Origin of the sequence: Jeotgalibacillus sp. S-D1 (assembly GCF_004358665.1) — a bacterium.
Taxonomy (GTDB): Bacteria; Bacillota; Bacilli; order Bacillales; family Jeotgalibacillaceae; genus Jeotgalibacillus.
Genome location: NZ_SMZR01000003.1, coordinates 330,006 through 355,831, shown reverse-complemented (window position 1 = coordinate 355,831; position 25,826 = coordinate 330,006). Strand labels below are relative to the sequence as shown.

Annotated in this window: 22 protein-coding genes; 13 read left to right on the top strand and 9 right to left on the bottom strand. The window is 42.7% G+C overall.

Going from position 1 to position 25,826, the window contains the following annotated elements; translation table 11 throughout:
• Window positions 1-57 precede the first annotated feature (57 nt).
• The 3 genes from E2R51_RS12520 to E2R51_RS12510 all read right to left on the bottom strand — a co-directional run bounded on the left by E2R51_RS12520 (window position 58) and on the right by E2R51_RS12510 (window position 1,590).
• The gene (locus E2R51_RS12520; protein WP_133377476.1) at window positions 58-1,020 is read right to left on the bottom strand and encodes a glutaminase; all 963 of its coding nucleotides are present in this window, start codon (window positions 1,018-1,020) and stop codon (window positions 58-60) included.
• A gap of 99 nt (window positions 1,021-1,119) precedes the next feature.
• Window positions 1,120-1,302: a GNAT family N-acetyltransferase gene (locus E2R51_RS12515; RefSeq protein WP_133377409.1), complete on the bottom strand. Its 183-nt coding sequence runs from the start codon at window positions 1,300-1,302 to the stop codon at window positions 1,120-1,122.
• Window positions 1,303-1,305: 3 nt separating this feature from the next.
• On the bottom strand, window positions 1,306-1,590 hold the full coding sequence (locus tag E2R51_RS12510; protein WP_133377408.1) for a GNAT family N-acetyltransferase: 285 nt from the start codon (window positions 1,588-1,590) through the stop codon (window positions 1,306-1,308).
• Between the two features lie 137 nt (window positions 1,591-1,727).
• Between E2R51_RS12510 and E2R51_RS12505 the strand changes: the two genes are divergently transcribed.
• Window positions 1,728-2,945, top strand: a complete 1,218-nt coding sequence (locus E2R51_RS12505) for a S1C family serine protease (protein ID WP_133377407.1) — start codon at window positions 1,728-1,730, stop codon at window positions 2,943-2,945.
• A 339-nt stretch (window positions 2,946-3,284) separates the two neighbouring features.
• Window positions 3,285-3,449, top strand: a complete 165-nt coding sequence (locus E2R51_RS12500; RefSeq protein WP_133377406.1) for a CxxH/CxxC protein — start codon at window positions 3,285-3,287, stop codon at window positions 3,447-3,449.
• Between the two features lie 545 nt (window positions 3,450-3,994).
• Here the strand turns inward: E2R51_RS12500 and E2R51_RS12495 are convergent.
• Entirely contained in the window at window positions 3,995-5,464 is a 1,470-nt protein-coding gene (locus tag E2R51_RS12495; RefSeq protein ID WP_133377405.1) for a DASH family cryptochrome, read from the bottom strand.
• A 166-nt stretch (window positions 5,465-5,630) separates the two neighbouring features.
• On the opposite strand from E2R51_RS12495, the gene rlmH reads away from it, so the two are divergent.
• Window positions 5,631-6,110 carry a 23S rRNA (pseudouridine(1915)-N(3))-methyltransferase RlmH gene (gene rlmH, locus E2R51_RS12490; protein WP_133377404.1) on the top strand — a complete coding sequence of 160 codons (480 nt, stop codon included), beginning with the start codon at window positions 5,631-5,633 and terminating at the stop codon, window positions 6,108-6,110.
• 207 nt (window positions 6,111-6,317) lie between these two features.
• Here the strand turns inward: rlmH and E2R51_RS12485 are convergent, their stop codons facing one another.
• Window positions 6,318-6,974: a hypothetical protein gene (locus E2R51_RS12485; protein ID WP_240733068.1), complete on the bottom strand. Its 657-nt coding sequence runs from the start codon at window positions 6,972-6,974 to the stop codon at window positions 6,318-6,320.
• Between the two features lie 409 nt (window positions 6,975-7,383).
• Here E2R51_RS12485 and E2R51_RS12480 point away from each other — a divergent pair, with 409 nt between their 5' ends.
• Window positions 7,384-8,295, top strand: a complete 912-nt coding sequence (locus E2R51_RS12480; RefSeq protein ID WP_133377403.1) for a DUF1672 family protein — start codon at window positions 7,384-7,386, stop codon at window positions 8,293-8,295.
• A 110-nt stretch (window positions 8,296-8,405) separates the two neighbouring features.
• On the opposite strand, the gene E2R51_RS12475 is transcribed toward E2R51_RS12480, so the two are convergent.
• Window positions 8,406-8,624, bottom strand: coding sequence for a hypothetical protein (locus E2R51_RS12475; RefSeq protein WP_133377402.1), 219 nt, complete (start codon window positions 8,622-8,624; stop codon window positions 8,406-8,408).
• Between the two features lie 366 nt (window positions 8,625-8,990).
• On the opposite strand from E2R51_RS12475, the gene E2R51_RS12470 reads away from it, so the two are divergent.
• Entirely contained in the window at window positions 8,991-9,635 is a 645-nt protein-coding gene (locus E2R51_RS12470; protein WP_133377401.1) for an XRE family transcriptional regulator, read from the top strand.
• Between the two features lie 305 nt (window positions 9,636-9,940).
• Here the strand turns inward: E2R51_RS12470 and E2R51_RS12465 are convergent, their stop codons facing one another.
• Complete coding sequence (locus E2R51_RS12465; RefSeq protein ID WP_133377400.1) at window positions 9,941-10,561, bottom strand: DUF2238 domain-containing protein; 621 nt, start codon at window positions 10,559-10,561, stop codon at window positions 9,941-9,943.
• A gap of 149 nt (window positions 10,562-10,710) precedes the next feature.
• Between E2R51_RS12465 and E2R51_RS12460 the strand changes: the two genes are divergently transcribed.
• From E2R51_RS12460 to E2R51_RS20130, 3 genes are all read left to right on the top strand, one after another.
• Window positions 10,711-11,133, top strand: coding sequence for a VOC family protein (locus E2R51_RS12460; protein WP_133377399.1), 423 nt, complete (start codon window positions 10,711-10,713; stop codon window positions 11,131-11,133).
• A gap of 203 nt (window positions 11,134-11,336) precedes the next feature.
• Window positions 11,337-13,052 (top strand): choice-of-anchor I family protein, encoded by a 1,716-nt coding sequence (locus tag E2R51_RS12455; protein ID WP_133377398.1) that lies wholly within the window; start codon window positions 11,337-11,339, stop codon window positions 13,050-13,052.
• Window positions 13,053-13,211: 159 nt separating this feature from the next.
• Window positions 13,212-13,280, top strand: coding sequence for a 23S rRNA (pseudouridine(1915)-N(3))-methyltransferase RlmH (locus E2R51_RS20130; protein WP_368773684.1), 69 nt, complete (start codon window positions 13,212-13,214; stop codon window positions 13,278-13,280).
• A 112-nt stretch (window positions 13,281-13,392) separates the two neighbouring features.
• Here E2R51_RS20130 and E2R51_RS12445 read toward each other — a convergent pair whose 3' ends face one another.
• Window positions 13,393-16,542 (bottom strand): DEAD/DEAH box helicase, encoded by a 3,150-nt coding sequence (locus tag E2R51_RS12445; protein ID WP_133377396.1) that lies wholly within the window; start codon window positions 16,540-16,542, stop codon window positions 13,393-13,395.
• A gap of 373 nt (window positions 16,543-16,915) precedes the next feature.
• Between E2R51_RS12445 and E2R51_RS12440 the strand changes: the two genes are divergently transcribed.
• On the top strand, window positions 16,916-18,184 hold the full coding sequence (locus E2R51_RS12440) for an MFS transporter (RefSeq protein ID WP_133377395.1): 1,269 nt from the start codon (window positions 16,916-16,918) through the stop codon (window positions 18,182-18,184).
• Between the two features lie 289 nt (window positions 18,185-18,473).
• Here the strand turns inward: E2R51_RS12440 and E2R51_RS12435 are convergent, their stop codons facing one another.
• Window positions 18,474-18,755 (bottom strand): toxin-antitoxin system YwqK family antitoxin, encoded by a 282-nt coding sequence (locus E2R51_RS12435; protein ID WP_133377394.1) that lies wholly within the window; start codon window positions 18,753-18,755, stop codon window positions 18,474-18,476.
• An 83-nt stretch (window positions 18,756-18,838) separates the two neighbouring features.
• Here E2R51_RS12435 and bla point away from each other — a divergent pair, with 83 nt between their 5' ends.
• The 4 genes from bla to E2R51_RS12415 all read left to right on the top strand — a co-directional run bounded on the left by bla (window position 18,839) and on the right by E2R51_RS12415 (window position 25,757).
• A complete protein-coding gene (gene bla, locus E2R51_RS12430; protein ID WP_133377393.1) occupies window positions 18,839-19,729 on the top strand; it encodes a class A beta-lactamase in 891 nt (296 codons plus the stop codon).
• A gap of 12 nt (window positions 19,730-19,741) precedes the next feature.
• Window positions 19,742-20,164, top strand: a complete 423-nt coding sequence (locus E2R51_RS12425; RefSeq protein WP_133377392.1) for an NUDIX hydrolase — start codon at window positions 19,742-19,744, stop codon at window positions 20,162-20,164.
• Between the two features lie 112 nt (window positions 20,165-20,276).
• Window positions 20,277-20,750, top strand: coding sequence for a peptide-methionine (S)-S-oxide reductase (locus E2R51_RS12420; RefSeq protein WP_133377391.1), 474 nt, complete (start codon window positions 20,277-20,279; stop codon window positions 20,748-20,750).
• 465 nt (window positions 20,751-21,215) lie between these two features.
• The gene (locus tag E2R51_RS12415) at window positions 21,216-25,757 is read left to right on the top strand and encodes an Ig-like domain-containing protein (protein WP_133377390.1); all 4,542 of its coding nucleotides are present in this window, start codon (window positions 21,216-21,218) and stop codon (window positions 25,755-25,757) included.
• Window positions 25,758-25,826: the final 69 nt, after the last annotated feature.

Below are 25,826 nucleotides of genomic sequence, written 5' to 3'. Positions count from 1 at the left end.
GGACAAAAGGGACTAATACCTATACGGCATTAGTCCCTTTATCCCTATAAATTCCTATTAAAAAATACTAAAATCCCACTCCGTTGAGATTTGTCTCAGCAGCATCGTTCCGGCTGCGCTGTTGCCGTTTGCGTCAATGGCAGGTCCAAATACGGCAATGCCGCAGCCTTTTCGAAACGCTTTTTCCTCTGAATGCCATTTTGGCGGAACAGCAGCCATGATCCCGCCTGATACTCCGCTTTTTGCCGGGATGCCAACATGGGCTGCAAACTTGCCTGAGGAATTGTACATGCCGCAAGTGACCATCAGCACCTTGGTGATTCTGGCAACATCACTGGAAAAAATCTGACGTTCCTCCACTGGGTCATAGCCATCATGCGCAATAACAAGACCGATTTTGGATAAATCCTCTAGACTGATGCTGATCGCGCAAAGTCTGATATAGATCTCCAGCGCTTCTTCAACATCAAGGTCAAGCAAATTGGATTCCTTCAAATAATAAGCAAGCGCACGGTTTCTGTGGGCGGTTTTCCATTCTGACTGGTAGACCTCATCGTCCAGCTCCAGCCGGCGGCCGATCATGCCCTCCACAAACAAAATAAAACGCTCATACTTTTCATCCACCGTATCACCGGGAAGCATGGAGGCGACAGTAATGGCGCCGGCATTAATGAGCGGGTTGAACGGTTTGCCCGGACGGTGAATCTCAAAAGGAATAATCGAATTAAAAGATTCACCGGTTGGTTCAACATCCACTTTATCCAAAACAAAATCCAGTCCTTTAAAATGGCATAATGCCACAAAGCTGATGATTTTCGACACGCTCTGAAGCGTAAACGTAACGTCTGTGTCACCGGCTTTATACGTGTCTCCGTCATAATCCATGATGCATATGCCAAGCTGGTGCTTGTCCTGCTCAGCGAGTGCCGGAATATATTGAGCTGTTTCACCTAACATCGTATGGGAGCGGTTTTCCTCCACCCATTGCTGTAAACGCGTCAGTACTTCATCAACCTTCATCAAAACACAACCTCCTTTTTATCATATATCCTGCTTCTATCATGGCTTGTTTTGCCGAGCGTTGTCAAAGGTTGCGTTTTCGCTGGGCTTCCTAAGCGCCTAACTGCCGCTGAGTGTTTTGCTGACAAATTCTCTCCGCACATCAAATCCATGCTTTTGGTAAAAGTCCTTTGCGTCTGTATTTTGGCACCAGTAATCAAGCTCAATTGAAGAGATCGCGTGTCTTCTTGCAATCTCATATACATGCTCAAGCAGCCTTGACGCGACGCCGCGCTTGCACATCTGTTAGATGACACCGATCTGATGGACATAGACACATTCATATCCTTTTTTAAAGGCGTTAGGAGGCTTTGATTGTATTTCCACCCAGACATATCCTAAATGCATGCCATTTTCCTCCGCCACATAGACTTCATGGGTGCCGGTTTGAAGCATTTTTTGCAGCTGCGATTTGATGGCAATACTGTCATATGGGACGAATTCCTGTGGATAAAGCGCCACATGGAGATCCTGGATGGGTTTATTAAGCGCTGCAATAAGTTCGAGATCTGTTGTTTGGGTAATATTCATGGTCATCAGTCCTTTTTGGCTATAATAGAAAATGCTGTAATATTTTTTTTAGTTTTTAACTGATTTTCATCTGATTTTAATGTTGAGTTCTTATAGTATACCTATAGAAAATTTCATAATGAAGGGACGAATGGATAATGGGCTATTATGACGATCATCAGGAGCGTGAACCTAAGCATAAAAAAGGAAGCAAGGCGGGCTATTTTCTGTCGAGCTTAACCGGTTTGATCGTTGGCGCACTTTTAGTCGTACTGGCGCTTCCGTTGCTGGATGATTACGGGGTTACCCCGTCAAACAGCGGCACGATGAATTCCAGCGACACAAACGAAACTGCGCAGACAGAGCAAATATCCTATGACGTTTCATCAGACGTCACCCAGGCCGTTGACCGGGCGGGAGATGCGGTAGTCGGCATCACCAATATCCAGTCCGGCGGAGGAAGTGTATTCGGACAGTCTGAGGAATCGCAGGAAGCGGGAACCGGATCAGGTGTTATTTATAAAAAAGAAGGCGACAATGCCTTCATTGTCACCAATCATCATGTGATCGAGGGTGCCGAGCAGGTGGAAGTAACCCTTGCAGACGGCTCAAAGCTTGAAGCAAAGGTGCTTGGCAGTGACATCTGGACTGACCTTGCTGTGCTTCAGGTAGACGGCAAAAGCATTGAAACCGTTGCTGAATTTGGCGACTCAAAAGCACTAAAACCAGGGGAGCCGGTTATTGCTATCGGTAATCCGCTTGGCCTTCAATTCTCCGGATCTGTGACAACAGGTGTCGTATCGGGTGTTGAACGGACGATTCCAGTTGATGTGAATAAGGACGGAGCGCCTGACTGGCAATCCGAGGTTATCCAGACAGATGCTGCAATTAACCCCGGGAACAGCGGAGGGGCTCTTGTAAATATTCAAGGCCAGCTCATCGGCATTAACTCAATGAAAATTGCCGAATCATCCGTTGAAGGAATCGGTCTTGCTATTCCGATTGATATGGCAACACCAGTCATTGAAGACCTTGAAACAAAAGGCGAAGTAGAGCGCCCGACAATGGGTGTGACACTGATTGATCTGGCTAATGTTCCTGCTGTCGCACAGCAGGAACAGCTGAAACTGCCGGAAGAAGTAAAAACCGGTGTCGTCATTGAACGAGTAGTGCCGGATTCTCCAGCTGCAACAGCAGGTCTTGAGGATATGGACGTCGTCGTTGAAATGGATGGCGAAAAAATCAACAGCATGATCGAGCTTCGCCAGCATTTATACACAGAAAAAAATGTCGGTGATAACATGCAGGTCAAGGTATACCGAAACGGTGAAATGCAGGAATTCACTCTTACACTTACAGACGATGCGCAGCTGTAAGGGGTAAGTTCATATAGATGTAAAAGCAAAACGTTCCAACTCTTAATTTTTAAGCCTACTTGAAAGGCAGGAATCCACTCGGATTCCTGCCAATTTTTTTGTGTTTAGCTCATATATAGGGGTTGATTTCCGCAGAAGGCGCTCGCTTTCCGCGGGGCGGGGGTGAGCCTCTTTGATGCTGCGCATCTTCAGAGTCTCACCTCTCCCGCTACATCCCGCAGGAGTCTCACACCTTCAGCTCCAATCAACGGTTTAAGGGCCATTTTTTCTGCTGATTGGTTGGTAAAAATGAAGCTGTGCTACAATAGGTGAAGAATTAAAATGAAGGAGTTTTAAAAAATGAAGATTTATTGCTGCAAGGAGCATGTCGAGCTGGCACTGGATGTTTTCGTAGATGAAGAAGAAACATTCCCGGCTCTATGCACAGTGGATAACCCAAATGACTTGTCCACAACATGTGAATATTGTTCATCCACATCAGCATATATTGTGGAGAACGCCTGATCCCATACGACATGTGGATAGAAATTGTGGATATGTGTATAAGTTTTGTGGATAACCTGTTTATAGCGATTGAATAACTTTTTGCCCGTCCTTCAGAATTCATCTGAGAACAGGGCTTTATTTTTTTCTGGAGTGGACACAAAACCTATCATAGCAGACTTATTAGAAGTTTCTAACAAATTAATTTGAGCTAAATTAGCGTAAAAATAGTCTAATTTCAGTTATCCACATGTGAGTAATTTTATAAATTTCATCCAGTTTTGGGTAAATTCATTTTTTATGAGCCGGGCAGATTAGCTGTCCGGCTTTAATTTTTTTACTTTATTGAAGAGTGTTGATTGCAGCAAGAAGGCGTTCGCTTTCCGCGGGGCGGGGGTGAGCCATCTTCACCTTCCCGTTTCAGAGATCTCACCTTTCCCGCTACATCCCACAGGAGTCTCACGCCTTCAGCTCCAATCAAAGAGTTTAACACGACTGTAGAAAGCCCGATCTTTCTCAAACAAAGTATAAAAGCAACTGACAGAAGAAGGACTTTAGTATCGGATTTAACTTTGGGTATCGTTTTGCTTCATCGCCTGCTTAAACTGTTCTCTTCTTTCCCGCATCGCCTCATGCAAATCAATGACAGGGAGTGGATAGTCTTTACCTAGCGTTACCCCATACTCCTCCTGTTCAATAAACCCCATCTCCCGCGTGGCATGAATCCATGGAACAGGCACCCGGCTGAGCTCCGGGAGCCAGTGCTTGATGTAATCGCCAGCAGGATCATAGTCAGCCGCCTGCTTTTCAACATTGAACGTACGGAACTGGATAGGGTCATTTCCAACGCCCGCACTGTAAAGCCAGTTGCCGTAATTACTCGCAACATCAAAATCCACGAGCTCAGATTCAAACCAGGCTGCCCCAATTCGCCAATCCAGACCGAGATTTTTGGTGAAAAAGCTCGCAGCATTCTGACGCCCCCGGTTCGACATAAATCCCGTTTCTTTTAACTCCCGCATGGCAGCGTCAACAAGGGGATAGCCGGTTTTTCCATTGATCCAGGCTTCAGTCAGCTCTTCATCCTGCTCCCAGGGAACAGAAAAGTCCCGTAATCCCGAAGCGAAAAAAAGCCGATTGCCAAATTTGCGGTGAACAAGGTGAAAATAATCTCTCCAAAGCAGCTCCACATAAAGCCAATACGTAGAACCATTTTCCACCCGGTTCTTTTCATAACGCTTAATCTGCTCATACACCACTCTCGGTGACAGACAGCCGTGCGCAAGCCAGGGAGAAAACTTGGATGAATCGTCCTCTGCCAGCATGCCATTCCTCGTTTCCTTGTACACTTTCAGGCGGTCCTTTGTGAAAAAATAATCTGTCAAACGTTCCTTTGCCAGAGAAGAACCGCCTGTATAACGAGGGGGGCGTGTTAATTCGTTTAGCCCAAGCTCCGACAAAGTCGGACACACACCAAGCGAAAGCGATTTTGGCAGGGATATTCCGGTCACGTGCAAAGGGGCAGGGACCGCCGCTCGAACCTTCGTCTCAGCGGCCTCCAGACGTTTCCGATATTGAGAAAAAGTCTGTGGCAGCTCTTCGATCGCAAACGGCAGATCATCGGGATGAATCAAATTTCGACCGTGAGATACCATGAATGAAGCATCCGGCAGCGAATCCCGAACCGCATGCTCTACCGCCAATTCCTCACTTCCGATTTCTTCATGCAGATAAACCGAATGAATAAATATATGTTCAGAAAGCACAGAAAAAGCTTCAGCCGGATCCCCGTGACGGATTAGAAGCGGCACCCCAATTGTCTCCAAATTACTGCGCAAATCCTCAACACTATCCTGTACAAAACGGGCTCTATGCCGATCCGTTTTTTTAAAGCCATACCGTGTTTCTTCAAACTCTTTCGGGTCAAAAACATAAATCCCGACCACCGGCAGCCCGCTTTTCGCTGCCTGCACAAGAGGCTCATGGTCATGCACACGCAAATCCTTTCGAAACCAAACCACAGCTGCCTTATCCATATGTATACCTCCTGTCTCTTAATTCTAAGATTCCCCTATTATAGGAGAGTAAATCATAGACGAGCATGTTGAGGGAAAAATCAGGTCAGGTGAACCGCGATTCCCAGCTAATGATTGGAGCTTAAAAGTGATACAATAAAGGCATCAATTTATTCGGAGGAAACACATGAAAATCTCAATTATCACCGTCGGAAAACTGAAGGAAAAATACCTCAAGCAGGGCATTGCTGAATACACCAAGCGCCTGGGTGCATATGCAACGATCGACCTTATTGAAGTGCCGGACGAAAAAGCGCCAGAAAACCTGAGCGAAGCGGACATGCAAATCGTCAAACAAAAAGAAGGCGAGCGCATTCTCAGCAAAATCAGCCCGGATGCCCATGTCATTACACTGGAGATTAAAGGCAAGCAGCTCACCTCAGAGGAATTGGCCAAACAAATGGACCAGCTTGCGACTTACGGTAAAAGTAAGATTGCTTTTGTTATCGGCGGATCGCTGGGCTTGAGTGAAGACGTCACGAAGCGGAGTGATTTTGCGCTGTCGTTTTCTAAGATGACGTTTCCGCATCAGTTGATGAAATTGGTGCTGTTAGAGCAGGTTTATCGAGGTTTTCGGATTAATCGGGGGGAACCTTACCATAAGTAAATGAAGTTTTTAGACTGACATTCCCAATCACATTGATTCGGGTAGTTCTAGTAGCATTCCGCTGAAGTTAATTCAACGTAATGGTGATCAGATTCATTTATAGCTCGCAGGTTCTCCTATGTATAAGTGCCCCCTCTATTTTTTCAAACACTGAAGAATAGAGGGGTTTTCGGTTCAATGATTTTTCAACCTTATTGTATAGACTGTTTACCGGTCACATCTGTACTGGAATTCAGGTTCTGTTTGGATATAATAGGCCGTTCTTACTTCTGCAACCCAAAATGCAAAGGCTGATCTCCAGGAAACACTATTGAAAAATTCATCAACAGATTGATTGTCAGAATCCCAGACGATTAACGTATTGAGTGGAGGAATTCCTCCAAGCCACAGTCCATTTGTTAAGTCGGTGTCATCTTCCCGGACTAATAAAAGGGGAATCCCACGCTGAAAGGCCATTGCCGGTTCTATTTGTGCAAAGCTTGAGCCCTGCCAGAAAGGTTCGGTTGTTGGGGGCGGTCCTACATTTGTATCAATGGTTTCAATTAGAAAACGGCGGAAGTTCACTGCCAGCATTCCGTAGCTTGAGGAAACCAACCTGCGGACATTGGTTAAAATCGTTTCCGGGTAGTTTTCTGTTATAGGACCTGTACGAGGGAAAAGCAACGCATTCTCCATTTCAAAAATAAGACGGTTAAGAAACTGACGTTGTTTTGCGTTCAAGTTATTCGTAGTGCTTAAGAAGACGGGAAGGCGAAACGCGCGGTCAAGACAATCCTGGTGGGGTTTTAATGAGTGGTTCTTACACTCTTGCTCATTCTCTATCACTCTATCATGATTACTTTCCTGATTTTGATCCATATTCATCTCTTCATTCACCTCCTTCTATTATTTACTATATGAAGAAGGAGAAAAGAGAGTTGGACAAAACGCATCTATTTTCGCTAAGGCTGAAAAAATAATAAATCTGCCTATAGCAGGTGGCCATCTATGACAATCTAATGAAACAAGTCGGACAAAATCCTTGGGGTGACAATATAGTAGCACCTCAGTATCTTAAATTTAGAAATGAAATGATTTTAAAGGATGCATTTTGGAGTTTATGGATCCGAAGATGTACCAGTAGGCACTAATATTCCAATTTCAGCGAACTCATTAAAAACCACGTTAGGAAACCATTCAATAAGATACACCTATATACTTGAAAAACATTCCAGTAGAATAAATATTATAATAATTTTTAACTAAAGTTGCTTGTTATAGAGGAGTAGATTCTATGAAGATGAAGTGGAAAGTAATTTCTTTCGGGTTATCTACATTAATTTTTCTAGGAGGTTGTACTGAAAATATGAACGCAAATGATGAAAATGATCAGCAAAATTCCGGCACGACATTTGCCAGTGTACAAGATTATACTGGATTCGAATATGAATTAGATAACGGGGAGGAAACTGACAAGATTGCAGAAGAGAATCAAGAGGAAATTGATGTTGCAGTTAAAGAGTTCTTTAAAAAAGAATACAATACCGATGTGACAGTTAATAACACAATAGGGGCAGAAAATGGGGCAACAGTTATTGTCCAATCAGTTAATCAGCCCATTTTTAATACATATGCAGTCATCCCTATTAATTCAAACGAAAAAACAATCGATTCCACTGGAGTTTGGACCCAAGAAGGTCAGGTGGAACAGGCTATAAGAAGCGGGATGTATGCGTTGATTTACGAGGATGAATTAAATGTTCTAAATCAATATATAGATGAGTTAGTGAATGATAATCCAGTTGTGGGGATACGGGATGAGGTAGTCGAAACAGTACGTGGAAATGGGTTTAATACAAACTATTATTATATCTCCACTTCGTTTGATGCATTTGAAGGTATCGATGAATTATACAATGAAAATCCTAATAGACAAAAAGACGAATGGGCAGCCATTTTTAAGGATGAAGAGATTAGCCCAGAGTTAGTTGATATTACTATACATCTATTTATGAAAGAATCAAATAAAGAACCTGATTCAAAATTGTTTGAGCAAATTGTAACGGACATTGAAAAAATGGAGGGATTACCGCCCGCATCCTATAGTATTTACCTCCATGACAATCGAATTGGTGAAGCGTCCGCAAGTGGATCAAAAGAAAATTCACTTGAACGCGCAGACCCTGAAAAAATTATTAAACCGTAGGGGTGAATTCTTGCACAGGCATTCCATTATAATATTCTTCATCGATCAATAATTCGTATCTTGGATTATCCTTCTCATATTTTTAGAGGCTTTTTCCAGGTTATCAATTTTTATGCTGCTTGTTTTGTTACTTCCTTTAATACTTTAGTTGCTAATTCTTTTGTCTCTTCAGAATTTTTAGTCATTAGGTAAGTGATTCCTCCAGCAAGGCCTAGTAAAGTTACACCTGCAAATACTGAAACAATCATTGCGGGCTTGCCACCAAATTTAACCGTTTTATTATCATGGTTATATTCGGCATAGTCTTTTTCACTTTTGTTATTTTCCATTTTAATCATCACCCTTAGCTATTTAATTTAGTGTTTCTTGAAATTTGCTTGAATCCAGTATTGATTAAATTACCGCTCCACCAAAAGGGATGATTATTTCTTTTTCAATTTGTAGACTATTCTTCATCCCAGGATAAAACTGACCATGTACGTCAACAGAACCCTCCCTCCAATATCTTTTTGCCTCACTTAACCACCAACTTGCTTACCTAGGTCCAGTTAATACGTTCCTAAGCAAGAAAATTTTCTTTTTTCGTTTTTTCTGCTGTTTCTTCGGCTTTCTAACATAATTATAGCGCGGAGTTTTAGGTTGCACAAGACTTACCAAAGGTATATATTTTATCTATAATGGAGGTTTTCTATAACATGGATGACTTATTAAAACAAAAGGCAACTTACTGGAAAATTAGATTAAAAAATTGTATGTATACATACAGATATACGCAAGTATCCTTTGCTGAAGCCTTAAACGAAAAATATGGAACTAGTTATGGACAAAAAGATGTAAGTCGATGGATGAATACAGGAGCCAAAATTAAAAATGGAGAAGTTGGCTTTCCAAAATTCGATACTATGCTTCTAATTGCAGATTTCTTTAGTGTAGATGTTGGTTATCTTACTGGTGAAACTGATGAGATTTCATTTTCAGTAGAGAAGGCGTGTTCTTATATAGGTTTAAATGGCGAAGCAATAAAAGCCATAAGAGAGATTACTCAGCCTGAAAATGAAAACTCTTATATGAGGAAAGATATGAGAGAGACTTTTAATAAGCTTTTTTCAGCAAAAGGCTTTCCAAATTTTTTTGATAAACTACAAGACCTTCACCTTGCATCTATATTGTTAGATCAAGAGAATCGCGTTTTCAAAACTCAAGATAGTGCTATTGACTACATTCGTGGGTTAGAATACAAAGGGAAAATTATACGTTATGAATTGAATGAAGCTCTGGTACAACTAGTTAATGAATTATACCCTAACCCGCCACATGTAGATTTGAATATTAATGAATGAATAATATAACTTATATTAGATCATTCAATTAGTAAGGGCATAATTTATGGCTCTACGCCCCTTATTAAACTTCTCCCCATTTGCGTAAAGTGTTCTTTAAGTTAGAGTTGTTACATTTCATTCAATGGATGTAATCAGGGACTATATTTTTCATAAGAGTTTAGGTATATTACCTAGCTCCTTCTGTTTAAGATAGTTGAAAATATGTACAAGCTTAAAATACCCAGTTGCGAATTATAACTTGACAATTTTGGTCATCTATCTTGTTCTAATGCACCTGGTTATTTTAAACAGAGTCCAACCCATTAACTGAAATTTTCTAACTGCTTATAGAGAATTTTTATAAAAAACAACGAAAGAATCGCACCTACGAGTAAAAAGGACATATCCCACTGAGCATCCCATATGTCTCCTTGCATCCCTAAAAAATCTGTTGTGACTTTCCCTTGTTTCCCTATTTTTGTACTTGCCCACTCAATGATTTCATAGAAAGCCCCGATTGCCAGTGTGATACAAAGAGCAATAAAGGTTGCGGTTTTACTTATCGATAAAGCTGTTTTCTTTACTAATATTTCGATTATCACGATCACCATCGACCCTTTAACAAAATGACCGAACCGATCATAGTGGTTTCTCTGTAAATCAAAATAATCTTTGATCCATGTAAAGAGAGGTACTTCGGAATAAGAATAATGCCCTCCTATAAACGTTAAAATGACCAAAAGGGTAATGATGACGTAGGAGACAGTGGTAAAGCGAAACTTTTTGAAAGTGAATACTAAAAATAGTAAAGCCAATACTGAAGGGGAAACCTCCATCAACCAAACTTTATAGCCTTCCTCAGGTTTAATCAGGGACCAAATAAGAACAAGGGTAACAACAAATAATAAGAAAAAATGAATCGAATTATTTTTTCTATGTGACATTCAAATCACTCCATCAAGAACAAGATGTAGTTAGTATTTACTAATCATTTACATTTTATGAAGTAAGGGCAACAAGGAGAGTCTTATCATAAATTAGCGCCAAACATTTATTTCATATGTACGTAAGAAAATTTAGTAGGAGGAATTAGATGAAACCAAGAATTTCAGTTATCACATTGGGTGTTGACGATTTAGAGAGGTCTTTGAAATTCTACAAGGATGGGTTAGGGCTGCCGACCAAAGGAATAGTAGGTCAGGAATTCGAGCATGGTGCAGTTGCCTTTTTTGATTTACAACCAGGGTTAAAACTGGCCATTTGGAATCGGAAAGATATCGCTCATGATACCGGCATAAATCAAACAAAAATAAGTCCAACTGAATTTACGATTGGTCATAATGTTGGGAGTAAAGAAGAGGTTGATGTGATCATGCAACAGGCAAGGGACGCTGGTGCATGTATTACGACCCCGGCACATGATACGTTTTGGGGAGGTTACGCTGGATACTTTCAAGATCCAGACGGTCATTTGTGGGAAATCGTTTGGAATCCAGATTGGGAAATTTCAGATTGACGTTGAGAATAAATGAAAGAATATTAATGCCTCATTGAATCTTTTCTAGAGACTCAATGAGGCTTATTTTAATTTATCTATCCTAACCCCTTAGTCAACTGCTGTATTAATCTTTACTAATCTTTTACTTTAACCATATAGCAGCTCCTGGTTCACCCTTTATGCTAAAGGAAAGAAAACCCTCGAAAAAGGAGCTTGAAGTAATGAAAAAGAACAGAAGATTTGTTTCCAAAAAGCTCATTCCATCCGTCCTGGCAGTATCGCTTCTTGCCTCAATAGGTGTCTATGCGGTAACTGAATCAAGCGAAGGGTCAGGCTCGCGACCAGGCGTCCACAAAAAGGATGTAAAAAATTCATTGGAGGTATCAAAGATTGCAGGCTATGATACCGGCTTCATGGATGAGGACGGCGGTGTGGCTGAGATTGTGAAGTTTAATGAAGACAATAAAAAGTTTTATTTAATTAATGGAAAAGCACAGACCATCGACATTGTTGATACCAGCAAAATGACTGGGGATGACCCTCAAGAGCTGGAAAATGAGAAATCGATCAATATCGCTGAGGCTTTAAACTCAGATACCTTTGAATATGGAGACCTGACAAGCATCGACGTGAACACTGAGAAACAAGTAGTCGTGGCAGCAGTGCAGGATAAGGATTACACCAAACCAGGCAAAATCGTTGTGCTTAATTATGACGGTGAAATTCAACAAACCTTCGATGCAGGTGTCCAGCCGGATATGGTTAAGGTGAGTGAGGATGGAAAGTATATCTTAACAGCCGATGAAGGAGAGCCTCGCCAAGGTCTTGAAAATGGCATTGATCCTGAAGGGTCGGTGACAATTGTGAACGTTGAAACAGGAGAAACAACACGCACATTATTTGACGATCCTGCAGTCATTGGGGATGAGGTCCATATTCGAAATCAAGCAGGGAAAGACAATGCAGTGCGAGACCTTGAGCCTGAATACATTGCTCTTTCAGATGATGCAGGCAAAGCCTATGTATCCCTGCAGGAAAACAATGCAATTGCGACCATCGATGTTGCTTCAGGAAAGATTCTGTCCGTTAAATCCCTTGAGTTTAAGGACCATTCCCAAAAAGGAAATGAGCTCGATGCAGCCGTGGACGGTGAGATCAATATCACACCCCTTCCAATCTTGGGGGTATACATGCCGGATTCCATTGAGCATGTAACCATCAAAGGGGAGAGTTATCTTCTAACAGCAAATGAAGGCGATGCAACGGAATGGGAAGAATTTGAGAATGTAACAGATTTCGCAAAGCAAAAAGAGGAGATCACACTCGATGGCAGCCTGTATAAAATGCCTTCAAAAAAAGCACAGCAACAGTTTGAGGAAATGAAAAACACCCCTGCTTATGACAAGCTTGAAGTCCTGACTGACAGGGGAACCGATGCTATTTATACACTAGGCGGACGATCGTTCTCAATCTGGAAGGCCGACACAATGGAGCTTGTCTATGACAGTGGAAGCGACTTTGAAAAAATCACAGCTGAGCGTCTCCCAACTGTCTTCAACTGTTCAAATGACGACAACAAGTTTGAAAAAAGAAGCGCGAAAAAGGGACCGGAGCCCGAGGAAGTGAAGACAGGACAAATCGGGGACAAGCACTATGCCTTCATCGGACTTGAGCGGATCGGCGGCATCATGACATACGATATCTCAAATCCAAAAAAACCGAAATTCGTCAATTACGACAACACACGAGACTTTACCAAAAAAGTCGCTGGCGACGTATCACCTGAAGGAATGGACTTTGTTTCTGGAGATGCGAGCCATACTGGTTTGCCGTTGGTACTTACAGGCAATGAGGTGAGTGGGACTGTATCTGTTCATCAGGTTACGCGTGAGGAAGAGCGTAAAGAAATTGATAATAAGGACAAGAAAAAAGAATAAAAAAGAATGTTAAACAAAACCGGTAACCCTTCTATTATTTAATGATAGAAAAGGTTACCGGTTTTGTTGCGTGGCGGAGGGGAAGTACGATGAAGATCTCAATATAAATTGACAAACTCGCCACCTACAGTAAAAACAGTTTTGCCCTGTCTTACTAAGATGGTGTTTCCGCATCAGTTGATGAAGTTGGTGCTGTTAGAACAAATCTACAGGGGGGAAACCGTATAATCGCTTTGCCCGCATTTGAACCTAAAACTCTTCATTTGTTCAAAGTCAAAAAAGTTCACTAGTTTATCAACCTGGAAGTGCTTTCTCGGGTTACCAAGGCTTTAGAATCTAACTACAATATATTCTTATTAGCCCTCGGCACCAAATAAGAAGGCATCTCCTCATCAAGCTCCCAAACAAAACTCATCGGTTTGTTCCCGGAGTGTTTAATATAATTCGCTGTCCCAAGAAAAACGAAAGGTGAAGGAATGCTGCCTTTCTCTTTTTTGTATTCTCTGACAAAGAGAGCAATTTTGTTTCCGGTCTGACGGTGATGGATATACCGCTGGCCAGTTGCGCTTTTTTCAGTGACTCTACTTTGGGTTTGCCAGTGGAATAGCTTATCGTTTATCGCATAATCCTCGTAAAGTGTTGATGGCGAGAAGTCTTTTTCCGATTTGTTTAGCGTGATGAAAAAGATATCAAGGTTCTTGTCCTTGAAATACTTGACTCCTTCCCGAAACGCTGGGCTTTGTGCTTCGTTGTTGTAGTCAAATCCGGCCAGCACTTGTGCCGTTGAGTATCGGCTATGGACTTGGAGCGGGCAAGGGAAGGTAAAGTCAGGCTTCAGCTCAATCGTCTCTAAAGAGTCATATAGTACCTCTACAATTTGTTTGATTTCTTCTTTGAACGTCCGATCCTCTAACACTTTTTCAATTCCTTCTTTTATGGAAGAAAGTTCTTCTTTTTCAGGATGTGCCTGATAAAAAGAGTAATAAAACATGTTCAGCATCAGTTCTTCTTCTTTCCCGATTACTTCACCCGTTTCCATATAGTCTTTTAAAAACTCCAGCAGCTTTCTTGAGTTGAGATGAAAGAGGTTTGGCAGGCGGCTTGTAAGCCACTGTTCTCCTTCATAGGTAAAATCCTCTGCAATACCTGCGTCCACTAGCAGTCGAGAAAAGCTTCTATTTCTATTTCCCCCGTAAAATTCATAGACATCCAAATGGTAATGTTCCAGGAAGTTTTTCAAAGTTATGGGTTTCCCGGTATCATGTTGGAAGGTTCTCAATTTAACTACCAGGTTTCCCTTGGTATTGGCACCGGCTTTGATGTTTCGCAGAATGTATTCCTTCGCTTGTTTTTCGAGTTGGACGAAGCAGCCTTTTGGCAGGTTGAAAAATCCATTTTCCACATAGTACATGACGGAGTGCTTTGATTTGCCGATCAGGGCTCTCAGTTTTTCTTCGTATGAATAGTTGCGGTGAGCTTGTCCGACAAAATCCAGGACAGTCAGGCATTCCTTGTCTTCTGATAGACGAAGGCCGCGCCCGAACTGCTGTAGAAAGACGGTTAAACTTTCCGTAGGCCGCAGGAAGAGAACGGTGTTGATTTCAGGAATATCGATTCCTTCATTGTATAAGTCGACGACGAAGATTAATTTGATTTCTCCTGAGACCAGCAACTGCTGAGCTTCCTGACGGAATTTGCGGTCGGTTCCTCCATGTAATGAGATGGAGGGGATGCCGGACTTGTTAAAAAAATCGGCCATGTACTGCGCATGTGCAATCGACACGCAGAAGCCAAGACCTTTTACCTCGCTGATATCAGTGACATACTTCTGGACGCTTTGGACGATCTGCGAGCTTCTGAGATGATTGGACGTATAGACATTTTCTAATTGCTTGGTATCGTAACCGCCTCTTGCCCATTTTAAATTTGAGAGGTCGACGGTATCTGTGACACAAAAGTATTGAAAAGGGCTTAACAGCTTTTGATTGACCGCTTCCGTTAACCGCATTTCGGCTGCAATATGGTCATCAAAATAAGAGAGGACACTTTTACCATCCATTCTCTCAGGAGTAGCAGTCAATCCCAGTAGAATCTGTGGCTGATAATGTTTCAGCAGTTTTTGATAAGAGACAGCTGCTGCATGGTGAAACTCATCGACAATAATAAAGTCGTAGAAGCGGCCTTCGGTATGCTTACGAAGCTCCTTACTGTTAAAGCTCTGGATGCTGACGAATAAGTGATCGAGAGAGGACGGCTGTTGAGTCCCAACAAGCATGTCCCCGAAGTTCGGTTCCCGTAAAATAGCACGGAAAGTGTTCAGGCTTTGTTTTAAAATTTCTTCCCGGTGAGCGACGAAAAGCAGCTTTGCCTTACCACCGTTTACCTTCCTGAAGCGTTTGTAGTCAAAAGCAGAAATAATCGTCTTTCCAACACCTGTTGCGGCGACCAATAAATTTTTATTGCGGTGATGAACTTCCCGTTCCGCCTGGAGCTTTTCCAAGATTTCTTTTTGATAGTAATAGGGCTGGATGTCAAAGAGATACTGAACCGATTCCTCAGCGACTTTGCTTTTCTCCAAAGCCAGCTTAAGGGTTAGGTTGTCCTCCTCATTTTCTCCATTAAACGCTTTGAACTCCTTGTCATTCCAGTAGCTTTCAAAGGTGGCCTCGCATTTTTTAAGAACATCAAAGGAATCCTTCTCCGTTATCTTTACGTTCCACTCGAGTCCCGATGTCAACGCAGGGTTGGAGAGATTGGAGGAGCCAATGTAAGCCGTGCTAAAGCCGGTATTTCTTTTGAAAAGATAGGCCTTGGCATGTAGTCTTGTCCGCTGCACATCATAGGAGATCCGTATCTCGGTGTTAAGAAGTTTGCTCAGCTCTTGGATTGCCTTATAATCCGTCGCCTCCATGTAAGAGGTTGTGATGACACGGAGCCTGCCGCCACCCTCTGTGAACGTCTTCAGTTCTTCTAAAATGATCCGCAGCCCGCTCCACTTGATGAAGGACACGAGCATATCGATCGAATCAGAGGAAATAATTTCCTTCTTCAGTTCACTAAGCATGTTCGGTTCGTAGCTGGAGCCAGTGAATAAGGAGCTCTCAGATAGGGGTGTTACGGGACGGATGACTTCCTTGTTTCCGATGCTTCGGATGGTGTTCATTTTAGAGTAGATATGAGTCAAAACTTCGCCTTCTTCAGCAATCTTCAGTCTTTCAAATTCCTGTCGATCCAATCGATGACTTAGAATGGTGATGATTTCATTGCAGGTCTCAATCTGTCTAAGGAGAGCCTGCTGATCATTCCGCTCCTCATCGCGAACGTACTTAAGGGCATTTCTCGTCACTGAACTGATGTATGTAGAAAGGACTTTCCTCGCTTCCTCCACATCCAATGGGGACTTGCCAATATCAAGATCCAAGTTGGAGCTTGACAGCTCTTCTTGAAGTTTCTCCGTTATGATTTCTTCATAGATTCCTTCTTTAAGCATGATGTGGACCCTTCCCTGATATATGGTTTTATTTGGTATGATTATATCATAGCTAGATAGATGACTAGGATGAACAAGCAATTTAAAAAAGCTCGCATCATTCAGTGATAAATTCTTCTTTTTCACTAATTTACTGTTTTTAAAATTATCGTTTGTAGTGATAGTAATTAATATTACTTTCTAGCTCTACTCAAATGAACCATAGTCTATTAAGCTGAAAATAAGCACCACGGATGTAAAAAGCCTATTTATCAAAGTTACAAACCTTAAATTAAGATAAAATAAAGCATACAATAAAAGTGGTGACAACTAGAATAGAGATGCATTATAAAGATTAATTGTATTTTTACTATCGGGGAAGCAGGTGTTGACAATGTCCAGTGATTTGGCCCAAACACACATAGACAATCCAGACAAAATAAAAAAATTATATAACCGAACATTGCTCATTGTCGTTATTTCGCAAATGTTTGGCGGGGCGGGCTTAGCTGCTGGTGTTACAGTTGGCGCTTTGCTTGCAGAACAGATGCTTGGAACGAACGCCTTTGCAGGGCTTCCTACGGCTTTATTTACGTTGGGTTCAGCAGGAGCTGCTTTAGTGGTGGGGAGGCTTTCCAACCGTTTGGGAAGACGTGCCGGTTTAACAGCAGGCTTTATCACAGGCGGTCTTGGAGCAATTGGGGTTGTACTGGCTGCTGTCTTAAATAGTGTATTTTTATTATTTGCTGCACTGCTTATCTATGGCGCAGGAACGGCATCAAATTTGCAGGCCCGCTATGCCGGAACCGACCTGGCAACGAGCAAACAGCGGGCGACTGCTGTCAGTATTGCGCTGGTTTCAACAACCTTTGGCGCGGTTGCGGGTCCAAACTTAGTGGGCGTAATGGGGGATTTTGCTCTTTCAGTTGGCATTCCATCACTTGCAGGGCCTTTCATTTTAGCTGCAGCCGCCTATATCTTAGCGGGTGCTGTTCTTTTCATCCTGCTTCGTCCGGATCCCTTTGTTATTGCCAGAATGATCGAAGCAGCCAGACAGGAATCTGGTGATAACGGTAATGTGGAAACAACAGGTCATCAGGAAAACAAAAGAGGCATTATTCTTGGTGCCACGATCATGGTGCTTACACAAATTGTGATGGTCGCGATAATGACCATGACACCCGTCCATATGAGGCATCACGGGCATGGACTGGATGCTGTCGGTCTTGTGATCGGCTTTCATATTGGTGCCATGTATCTTCCTTCATTGGTGACAGGCATCCTGGTTGATAAACTGGGGAGGGTTACAATGGCTGTTGCTTCCGGCGTTACATTGCTTCTGGCCGGTTTGACAGCAGCGATGGCACCGGGAGATTCGATGATCCTTCTGGTAGTCGCTCTTTCATTGCTTGGATTAGGCTGGAATTTTGGATTAATCAGCGGGACTGCCCTTATTGTCGATTCCACTGACATTTCCACTCGGGCTAAAATGCAAGGGTCAGTGGACGTTTTAATTGCGTTATCGGGAGCGTCCGGCGGTGCTTTATCTGGAATGGTCGTGGCAGGTTCAAGCTTCGAAATGCTATCACTGACTGGCGGCGTTCTATCCTTGCTGCTTATTCCGGTAGTGGTTTGGTCTGTTAGCAATAAGAATAGAGATTAACTGACTTAGAGGTGATACAAAAGTAATATGTATCACATGTATCACATGTATCACCTCTAAGTCTACTAACTGTAAATGAACAGAACATGATGAAACTGTTTAAATCATTGTAAAAAGGGAAAATTTATGAAAAGAAAGGCGTGGGAAAATAGAAGGAATAATAGAATTGATTGATGTAAAAGCAACAGCCAGAGGGATCTGCCTTTATAAAATGAGGAGGAACCAAACATGCCTGGGAAAAGAATGCTTCCTTGTATAGACCGAGCGACGGACCTCCCCTCCGTCCCCCTTATTTCTTATCTCGATTGGTCGTTTTATATTTTTCCCCTTTGCCATTGTAGGTGATCCATTCACCAACCGGTTCACCGTGTTCAAAATGCCCTGACCGTTTAATGGTTCCATCGGTACGATACCATTCCCAGTAGCCGTCGGGCTGATCGTTTATTATTTTCCCCTTTGACCAGATGGTTTTCCCATTGGCGTGGTACTTAATCGTGTATCCATCAATCACTTCAAGCTTTTTTTCCTTCACTCCACTTGGGATAGATAAATCACATTTTTCCTTGTCCATGATGTCATACCTCCAATCACTGATTTATGTATTAAATTTTATCATACTCTATTTCCTACATATGAAATGAGGCGTATTGAATTATGACTTTTTCACAGATAAAAAAAGCTGCAGGTGCAGTGACACTAGGGACTTTTCTTCTTTTTGGCTGTTCAGCTGCTGAGAATGAGGCACAGTCGGATAAAGAGGGGCCGGCAGAGACCGGTTTTATGGATTTAGAAAAGAAATATGATGCGAGACTTGGTGTGTATGCCCTTGATACTGGATCGAATCAATCCGTCTCCTACCGGGAGGAGGAACGATTTATTTATGCCTCCACTCACAAACCCCTGGCGGTAGGTGCGCTGCTTCAAAAGAAATCGCTTGAAGACCTGGAGGAATTAATCACGTATACAAAAGAAGACCTGGTCAATTACAATCCCATTACGGAGAAGCACGTGGACACCGGGATGACCTTGAAAGAGCTGAGTGATGCGTCCATTCGTTACAGCGATAATACGGCAGCAAATCTTATCTTTAACGCGATCGGTGGGCCAGAAGGCTTCAAGGAGGTTCTTCAGGAAATAGGTGACAACACGACTGAACCCGAACGAATTGAACCTGACCTGAATGATGTAGAGCCGGGTGAAACAAGGGATACAAGCACCCCAAAGGCACTGGCTGAAAGTCTGCAGGCATTCACGCTTGGTGATGCACTCCCCCCGGAGAAACGGGATCTCCTGAATGACATGTTAATTAACAACACCACAGGCGATGCCTTAATCCGCGCAGGAGTGCCGGAAGGATGGCAGGTAGGGGATAAAACGGGTGCAGGCTCTTATGGCACACGAAACGATATTGCCGTTATCTGGCCGCCGGAAGGTGATCCCATCATCATCGCGATCCTCTCCAGCCGTGATGAAGCGGATGCAGAATATGATGATGCGTTAATTGCAGAAGCGACAAAAAAAGCTTTGAAACAGCTGGAACGGTGAGGAAGTGTGTGGATGACACCCAAAAAAGCTTATGGATACGTCACAAGAGTAAGAAATGGTAAGAAACAGGTACTGGCATTTCGGCACAAGGGTATCCCTGAGGCGGGCTTCCAGATCCCTAAAGGCACAGTAAAAGAAGATGAAGAACCATACAGCGCAGTAAGCAGAGAAATAAAAGAAGAAACTGGGATTAACAGGTTTGAAGTGAAAAAAATGATTGCAGAAGACTTTTGGAGAAATGATGATGGTGTGATCCATCATAGGTATTTTTATAAAATCGTATGTGATGAAATGACTGATGAGTGGGAACACAATCCAACAGGCGGAGGAGAAGAACAAGGACTTACCTTTCAATTTTTTTGGCTGTCTTCAGATGAAGAAGTTGAACTAATACGCGGTCACGCAGACTATTTGAAGCCCCTTTTCAATGAATAGTGAAACTGCATTTTAATAAAATGGTATAATCAGGTTCAATCTTTCATAGGGGAAATCACTTTTAAAAGCATAGATTAATTGGTACGTTCAACATACAAAGAGGTGAAACAAAATGGAAACAGTCTATTTTGCAGGAGGATGTCTTTGGGGAGTGCAGGCATTTATCAAAACGCTGCCAGGTGTCACGTTTACAGAAGCAGGCAGAGCGAATGGAGCAGGCAATACATTGGAGGGCCCGTATGATGGCTTTGCGGAATGTGTGAAAACAGAATTTGATCCGAAAGTTGTCAAAATGGAAAAGCTGATGTACTATTTTTTTGAAATCATTGATCCGTATAGTGTAAATCAGCAGGGGGATGATGTTGGGGAGAAATACAGAACGGGCGTGTATAGTGAAGAGCGTAAGCATTTAGAAGCAGCGGAGGCGTTTATACAGGAGAGACAGGATGCTGATCGCATCGTTGTTGAAGTATTGCCGCTTGCCAATTATGTGCGGAGTGCAGAGGAGCATCAGGACCGGCTAGATAAATGTCCGGAGGTTTATTGTCATATCCCTGTGGAGCTCGTAAATAAATATAAAGTTTAGAAAAAATAAAAATTCATATTTACATAGAAAATTTGTTAACGTTCATGGTAGATTTTGCACGTCTGAACCCCGCTGTTTCAGTAATAAGAGGCTTAGCCCTCGGATTCGAAAAGCGTTCCAAACCAACAGCAAACTTTAATAATTCGTCCAAATAAATCATTCATTATTGTAAAAAAATGTTGTAATAAATAATGAATGATTTATAGTTATATTCAAATGTCCCACGTAGGACAAAAAACGCAAATCAGCCAATGGAGCCTTTTACGTCATGATATACAAAACAAATGTAAGCGCTGACAAACGGTTCAGTGGTCATTTGATCGAACACCTTGGGCATGAAAAGGTGAGTTCGTCCTTGTATTCAGGAGAAATTTTATTTAAAGGAGGGATCTTTAACTTTTCAGAGAAGAAAAAGTCCTGTCACGAAAAGGTATCAATTAAAAACAAACGGGAGATGAGTACGTATTGAGGAAATCAAAAGCAAAAAGAATGAAAATGATGGTTGTTGTTTTAGTGCTGAACATGCTTTTATTCAATGTTGCCATTTTAAATACCAATGCAGAAGGGGTAAGCGGGAGTGAAGCTGAGGCTGCTGCAGCGCAGACGATTACGACGATGGCGCCAGCTGGTGCGACAACTATTCAGGTAGGCTTAGATGGAGGGACCGGATTTGAATTTCCTAAGTTCAATAATGGCGCTTCTTTTGAAGATGTAAAGAATGATATTGATCTTTTGGTGAAGCAGGATGGTGAGTGGGTTTCGATTGACAATAATGCGGCCAGTGGATGGATCTACGATAAGAACTTCGGAAACTGGTGGGAAGGTCCCGGCGGCTACTGGTTCAATCCGGTAGAGGAAACGATGCAGGTCAGAGTCGCATCAAAAACAAATACCGATGTTTTTGTTGAGTATACGTTAAATGTGACGCCGGCAGACCCTCAGGTTATTACATCAATGGCTCCGGCGGGTGCTACTTCACTTGATGTATCACCGTCTGGCGGTACAGGATTTGAATTCCCGAAATTCAACAGCGGTGCAACATTTAAAGATGTTAAAGATGATGTTGCCCTTTTCGTGAAGCAGGATGATGAGTGGGTTTCAATTGATAATAATGCAGGCAGCGGATGGGTTTATGATAAAAACTTTGGAAACTGGTGGGAAGGTCCGGGTGGATATTGGTTTGATCCGGTAGAAGAAACGATGCAGGTCAGAGTCGCATCCAAAACCAATCCGGATGTTTTTGTTGATTACACGTTAAAGGTGACGGTTCCGGTTAGGAATTCTCACGTCATTACAAATTACGATGGCAGAGCCACCTTTGAAGCGGATAAAAACGGGGCAATCGGAATGCCTATTCCCAAAATCGATGGCGGAGCCGCTACAAAAAAAGAAGTTGATAACTTCGTATATGAAGTAAAGGTTGACGGTGAATGGGTCAATATTTTAGATGCAGCTGTAACTGGATTCAGTTATTCCGCTAATGGCTACAACAGAATGTCGTCAGCCAATCAGTGGGGATATTGGACGGATTACATCTTTGGTCTTTGGTTCCAGCCGGTTCAGGAAGACGTGGAGCTCCGCATCGGCTATCCATTGGATGGCGAAAAGGGCGGGGATATTGGCAGCAACTATGTTCAATATAAATTTATTGGAAACCCGGATGCCTATCGCCCGGATGATGTCGTGCTGGATGATATACAGGTTGGTACATCGGAGGATTCAGCCATAGAAGGCTGGGATTTAGAATGGAATGATGAGTTTGATGGAACGGAATTAGATGAAAGCAAATGGAATTATGACACCGGTTATTATTTAAATGATGACCCGGGTACATGGGGCTGGGGAAATAATGAGCTTCAGCATTACACAGATAGCGAAGAGAATGTTTTTGTGGAAGACGGCAAATTAACGATTAAGTCATTTGAGGATCCGAAGACATTCCCGCAGGATCCTGAACGTGTGGCTCCGTATTCTTCAGGAAAGATTACGACAGAGGATAAATTCAAATTCAAGTACGGAAGAGTTGATTTTAGTGCGAAGCTTCCGGCAGTTTCAGGCGCATGGCCGGCACTTTGGATGCTGCCAAATGATGAGGTTTATGGATCATGGGCATCTTCAGGTGAAATCGATGTCATGGAAGCCAGAGGACGTGTTCCTGGGACGACAAGCGGCGCGCTGCACTTTGGCGGTGAATGGCCTCAAAATACGTATCTTTCAGGCGAACAAAACTTTGAAGACGGAGGAAGAATTGATACGGACTACCATGTGTACAGCTTGATCTGGGAGGAAGATGCCATCAGCTGGTACGTGGATGGAAAGTTCTTCTACAGAGTGACAAAAGAGGAATGGTTCTCAGCGGCAGTGCAAGACAATCCATATGCACCGTTTGATCAGGATTTCTATCTGATTATGAACCTTGCAATGGGCGGATGGTTTGATGGCGGTGTTGAACCGGCACCAGAGGATTTCCCGGTGTCAATGCAAGTAGATTACGTTCGTGTATATAGCGATCCGGAAACTGAGGAAGAAGTGGAGATCCCGGTTACAGGAGTAGAGATTAATAAATCTGAAGTTGAACTAACTGCAAAGGGCCAAACTAGCAAACTTTCTGCAGCCATTGCCCCTTCAAATGCAACAAATAAGAAGGTTACATGGTCTTCAAGTGATAACAGTGTTGCGACAGTAAGCACCAGCGGGGTCGTGACGGCAGTAGCAAATGGAACAGCTGACATCACAGTAACGACAGAGGATGGCAACAAGGTTGATACCGCTAAAGTGATTGTCGATATCATTCCGAAGCTGCCATTGGACCAGTTGTTCCCGTTAAAGAATGGTTCATTCAGTCAGGAGCTTTCTGAGTGGTCAGCCTGGAGCTGGAAGGACAAAGATGATTTTATCGATGAAATAGAAGTGAAAAACGGCAAAGCGGAAATTAGTATTCCTGCATTTGATAAAAGCGGTGAAGGAGCTGAAAAATGGGCTGTACAATTTAAACAGACAGACCTTCAGCTTTATAAAGACAAGGAGTATTTAGTTTCCTTTGATGCCAGTTCAACCATCCCGAGGGACATGGAATTGGTCATTCAAAACAGTGAAATGAAAAGAGTGTTCGAAAAGGAAATTTCGTTAACGGAGGAAAGTCAACGATACACCTATTCATTTAAAGCATCGGCAGAAGAAGCAGTTGAACTCAACTTCTTATTGGGCAAATATGCTGATAGTGAAAAGCATGGCGTAACGATTGATAATGTCGTGCTTGAGATGAAACACCCTGCTGAAAATAAAATTAAAAATCCTTCATTTAAAGATGGCAATGCTTCTTGGGCATTATGGTCGGATGTTGGCGCAACGTCTAAAATTGAAGGTGAAAAAAATAAAATTACGATTCCATCACTTGGCAATGAATTCTGGAGTATTCAATTCAGTCAGCTTGGACTGGCATTAGAAGAATCCAAGTCATACCGATTGGTCGTTGATCTGTCGTCTTCAATTGGAAGAAAAATTGATGCGATTGTAGAAAGTGCCGACTATGACAAATATTTATGGGAAAAGGTAGAAATCAATGAAGAGCTAAACACCTATGCGATTGAGTTTACGCATGAAAAGAAGACAGATCCTGCTGCAAAGCTTGTGCTTGCATTAGGTAAAGTGGAAGGGCAGAAAGCGCTGGAAGAGCATGTTGTGACGGTTGATAATGTGCATCTATATGAAATCCCGGCATTGCCAGCGGAAGATGAAAATCCTGAAGAGCCGGAACCGGAGAAGGAAGGCTATGGTGTTGGCACGATAAAGGAAAATTCCGTGGAGTTTTATGTGAACGATGCTCCATGGGCGATTATTCATTATATTAAAAATGGCACAACTCAACAAAATATTAACATGAACAAAGCCGGAGAGAACTACTCTGTTTACACATTAGATGTAAAAGAGGGCGATGAAATCAAATACTGGTTTACCTATGGGTTAGCTGAAGGCGGACAGGCTGAATACGGTGAGCAGGTTTACACCCATAAGTTTGCAGCCGGTCCCGTTATTCCAACAGCGAACGAAGTGTCTGATCAATCGAAAGAGGTAACCGGTGAAACAGAAGCTGGCTCGGTTGTAACGGTAACAAGTGGAACAAAAACCTATACAGCAACATCGGATGCTTCGGGTGCTTATAAGGTAAAGATTCCAAAACAAAAAGCAGGGTCTGTGCTGAAGATTACGGCAACGGATGCGGATGGAAATGTCAGCAAAGTTCTGAGTATTACGGTAAAAGATAAAACGGCTCCGAACAAACCAACAGCGGATAAAGTATCGGATCAGTCAACAGCAGTAACCGGGAAAGTAGAAGCCGGATCGGTCGTCACTGTGACGAATAAGAAAGCAGAATACACAGCGACCGCAAATGCTGAAGGTGCCTATGAGGTAACCATTCCAAAGCAAAAGGCTGGGTCTGTGCTGAAGATTACAGCAACAGACGAGGCTGGGAATGTGAGCAAAGAGCTGAAGATCAAGGTAAAAGATAAAACAGCTCCAAAGGTTCCGACCGTTAAAGAAGTATCGGATCATGCGAAACAAGTAACCGGAAAAGCGGAAGCCGGATCGGTTGTTACTGTGATGATCGGAAATAAAAAGCATAAGGCAACTGCAAATACAGCGGGTGTCTACAAAGTCAAAATACCAAAACAAAAAGCTGGAACAATCATTAAGGTTACGGCAAAAGATGCAGCCGGCAATACCAGTGACACTGCCACTGTGAGTGTCGTGGATAAAACGGCTCCGCCAGCTCCAAAAGTAAAAAATGTAGATAGCAAATCTGTTTCTGTCACAGGAAAAGCAGAGGCCAATGCAAAAATCACGGTCAAAGCGGGCAAAAAGGTCCTTGGAACTTCCAAAGCAGATCGCAAGGGCAATTTCAAAGTGAAAATTCCCAAACAAAAGCAGTCAACCGTTCTTCACGTCACAGCAACAGATGCTGAAAACAACACCAGCAAAGCAACAAAAGTAACAGTGAAGAAGTAAACAGCGCGACCCCCTTTCCGGTTAGAGGAGAGGGGGTTGTTTTTAGTGTGCACACTTCATCAATCGGAC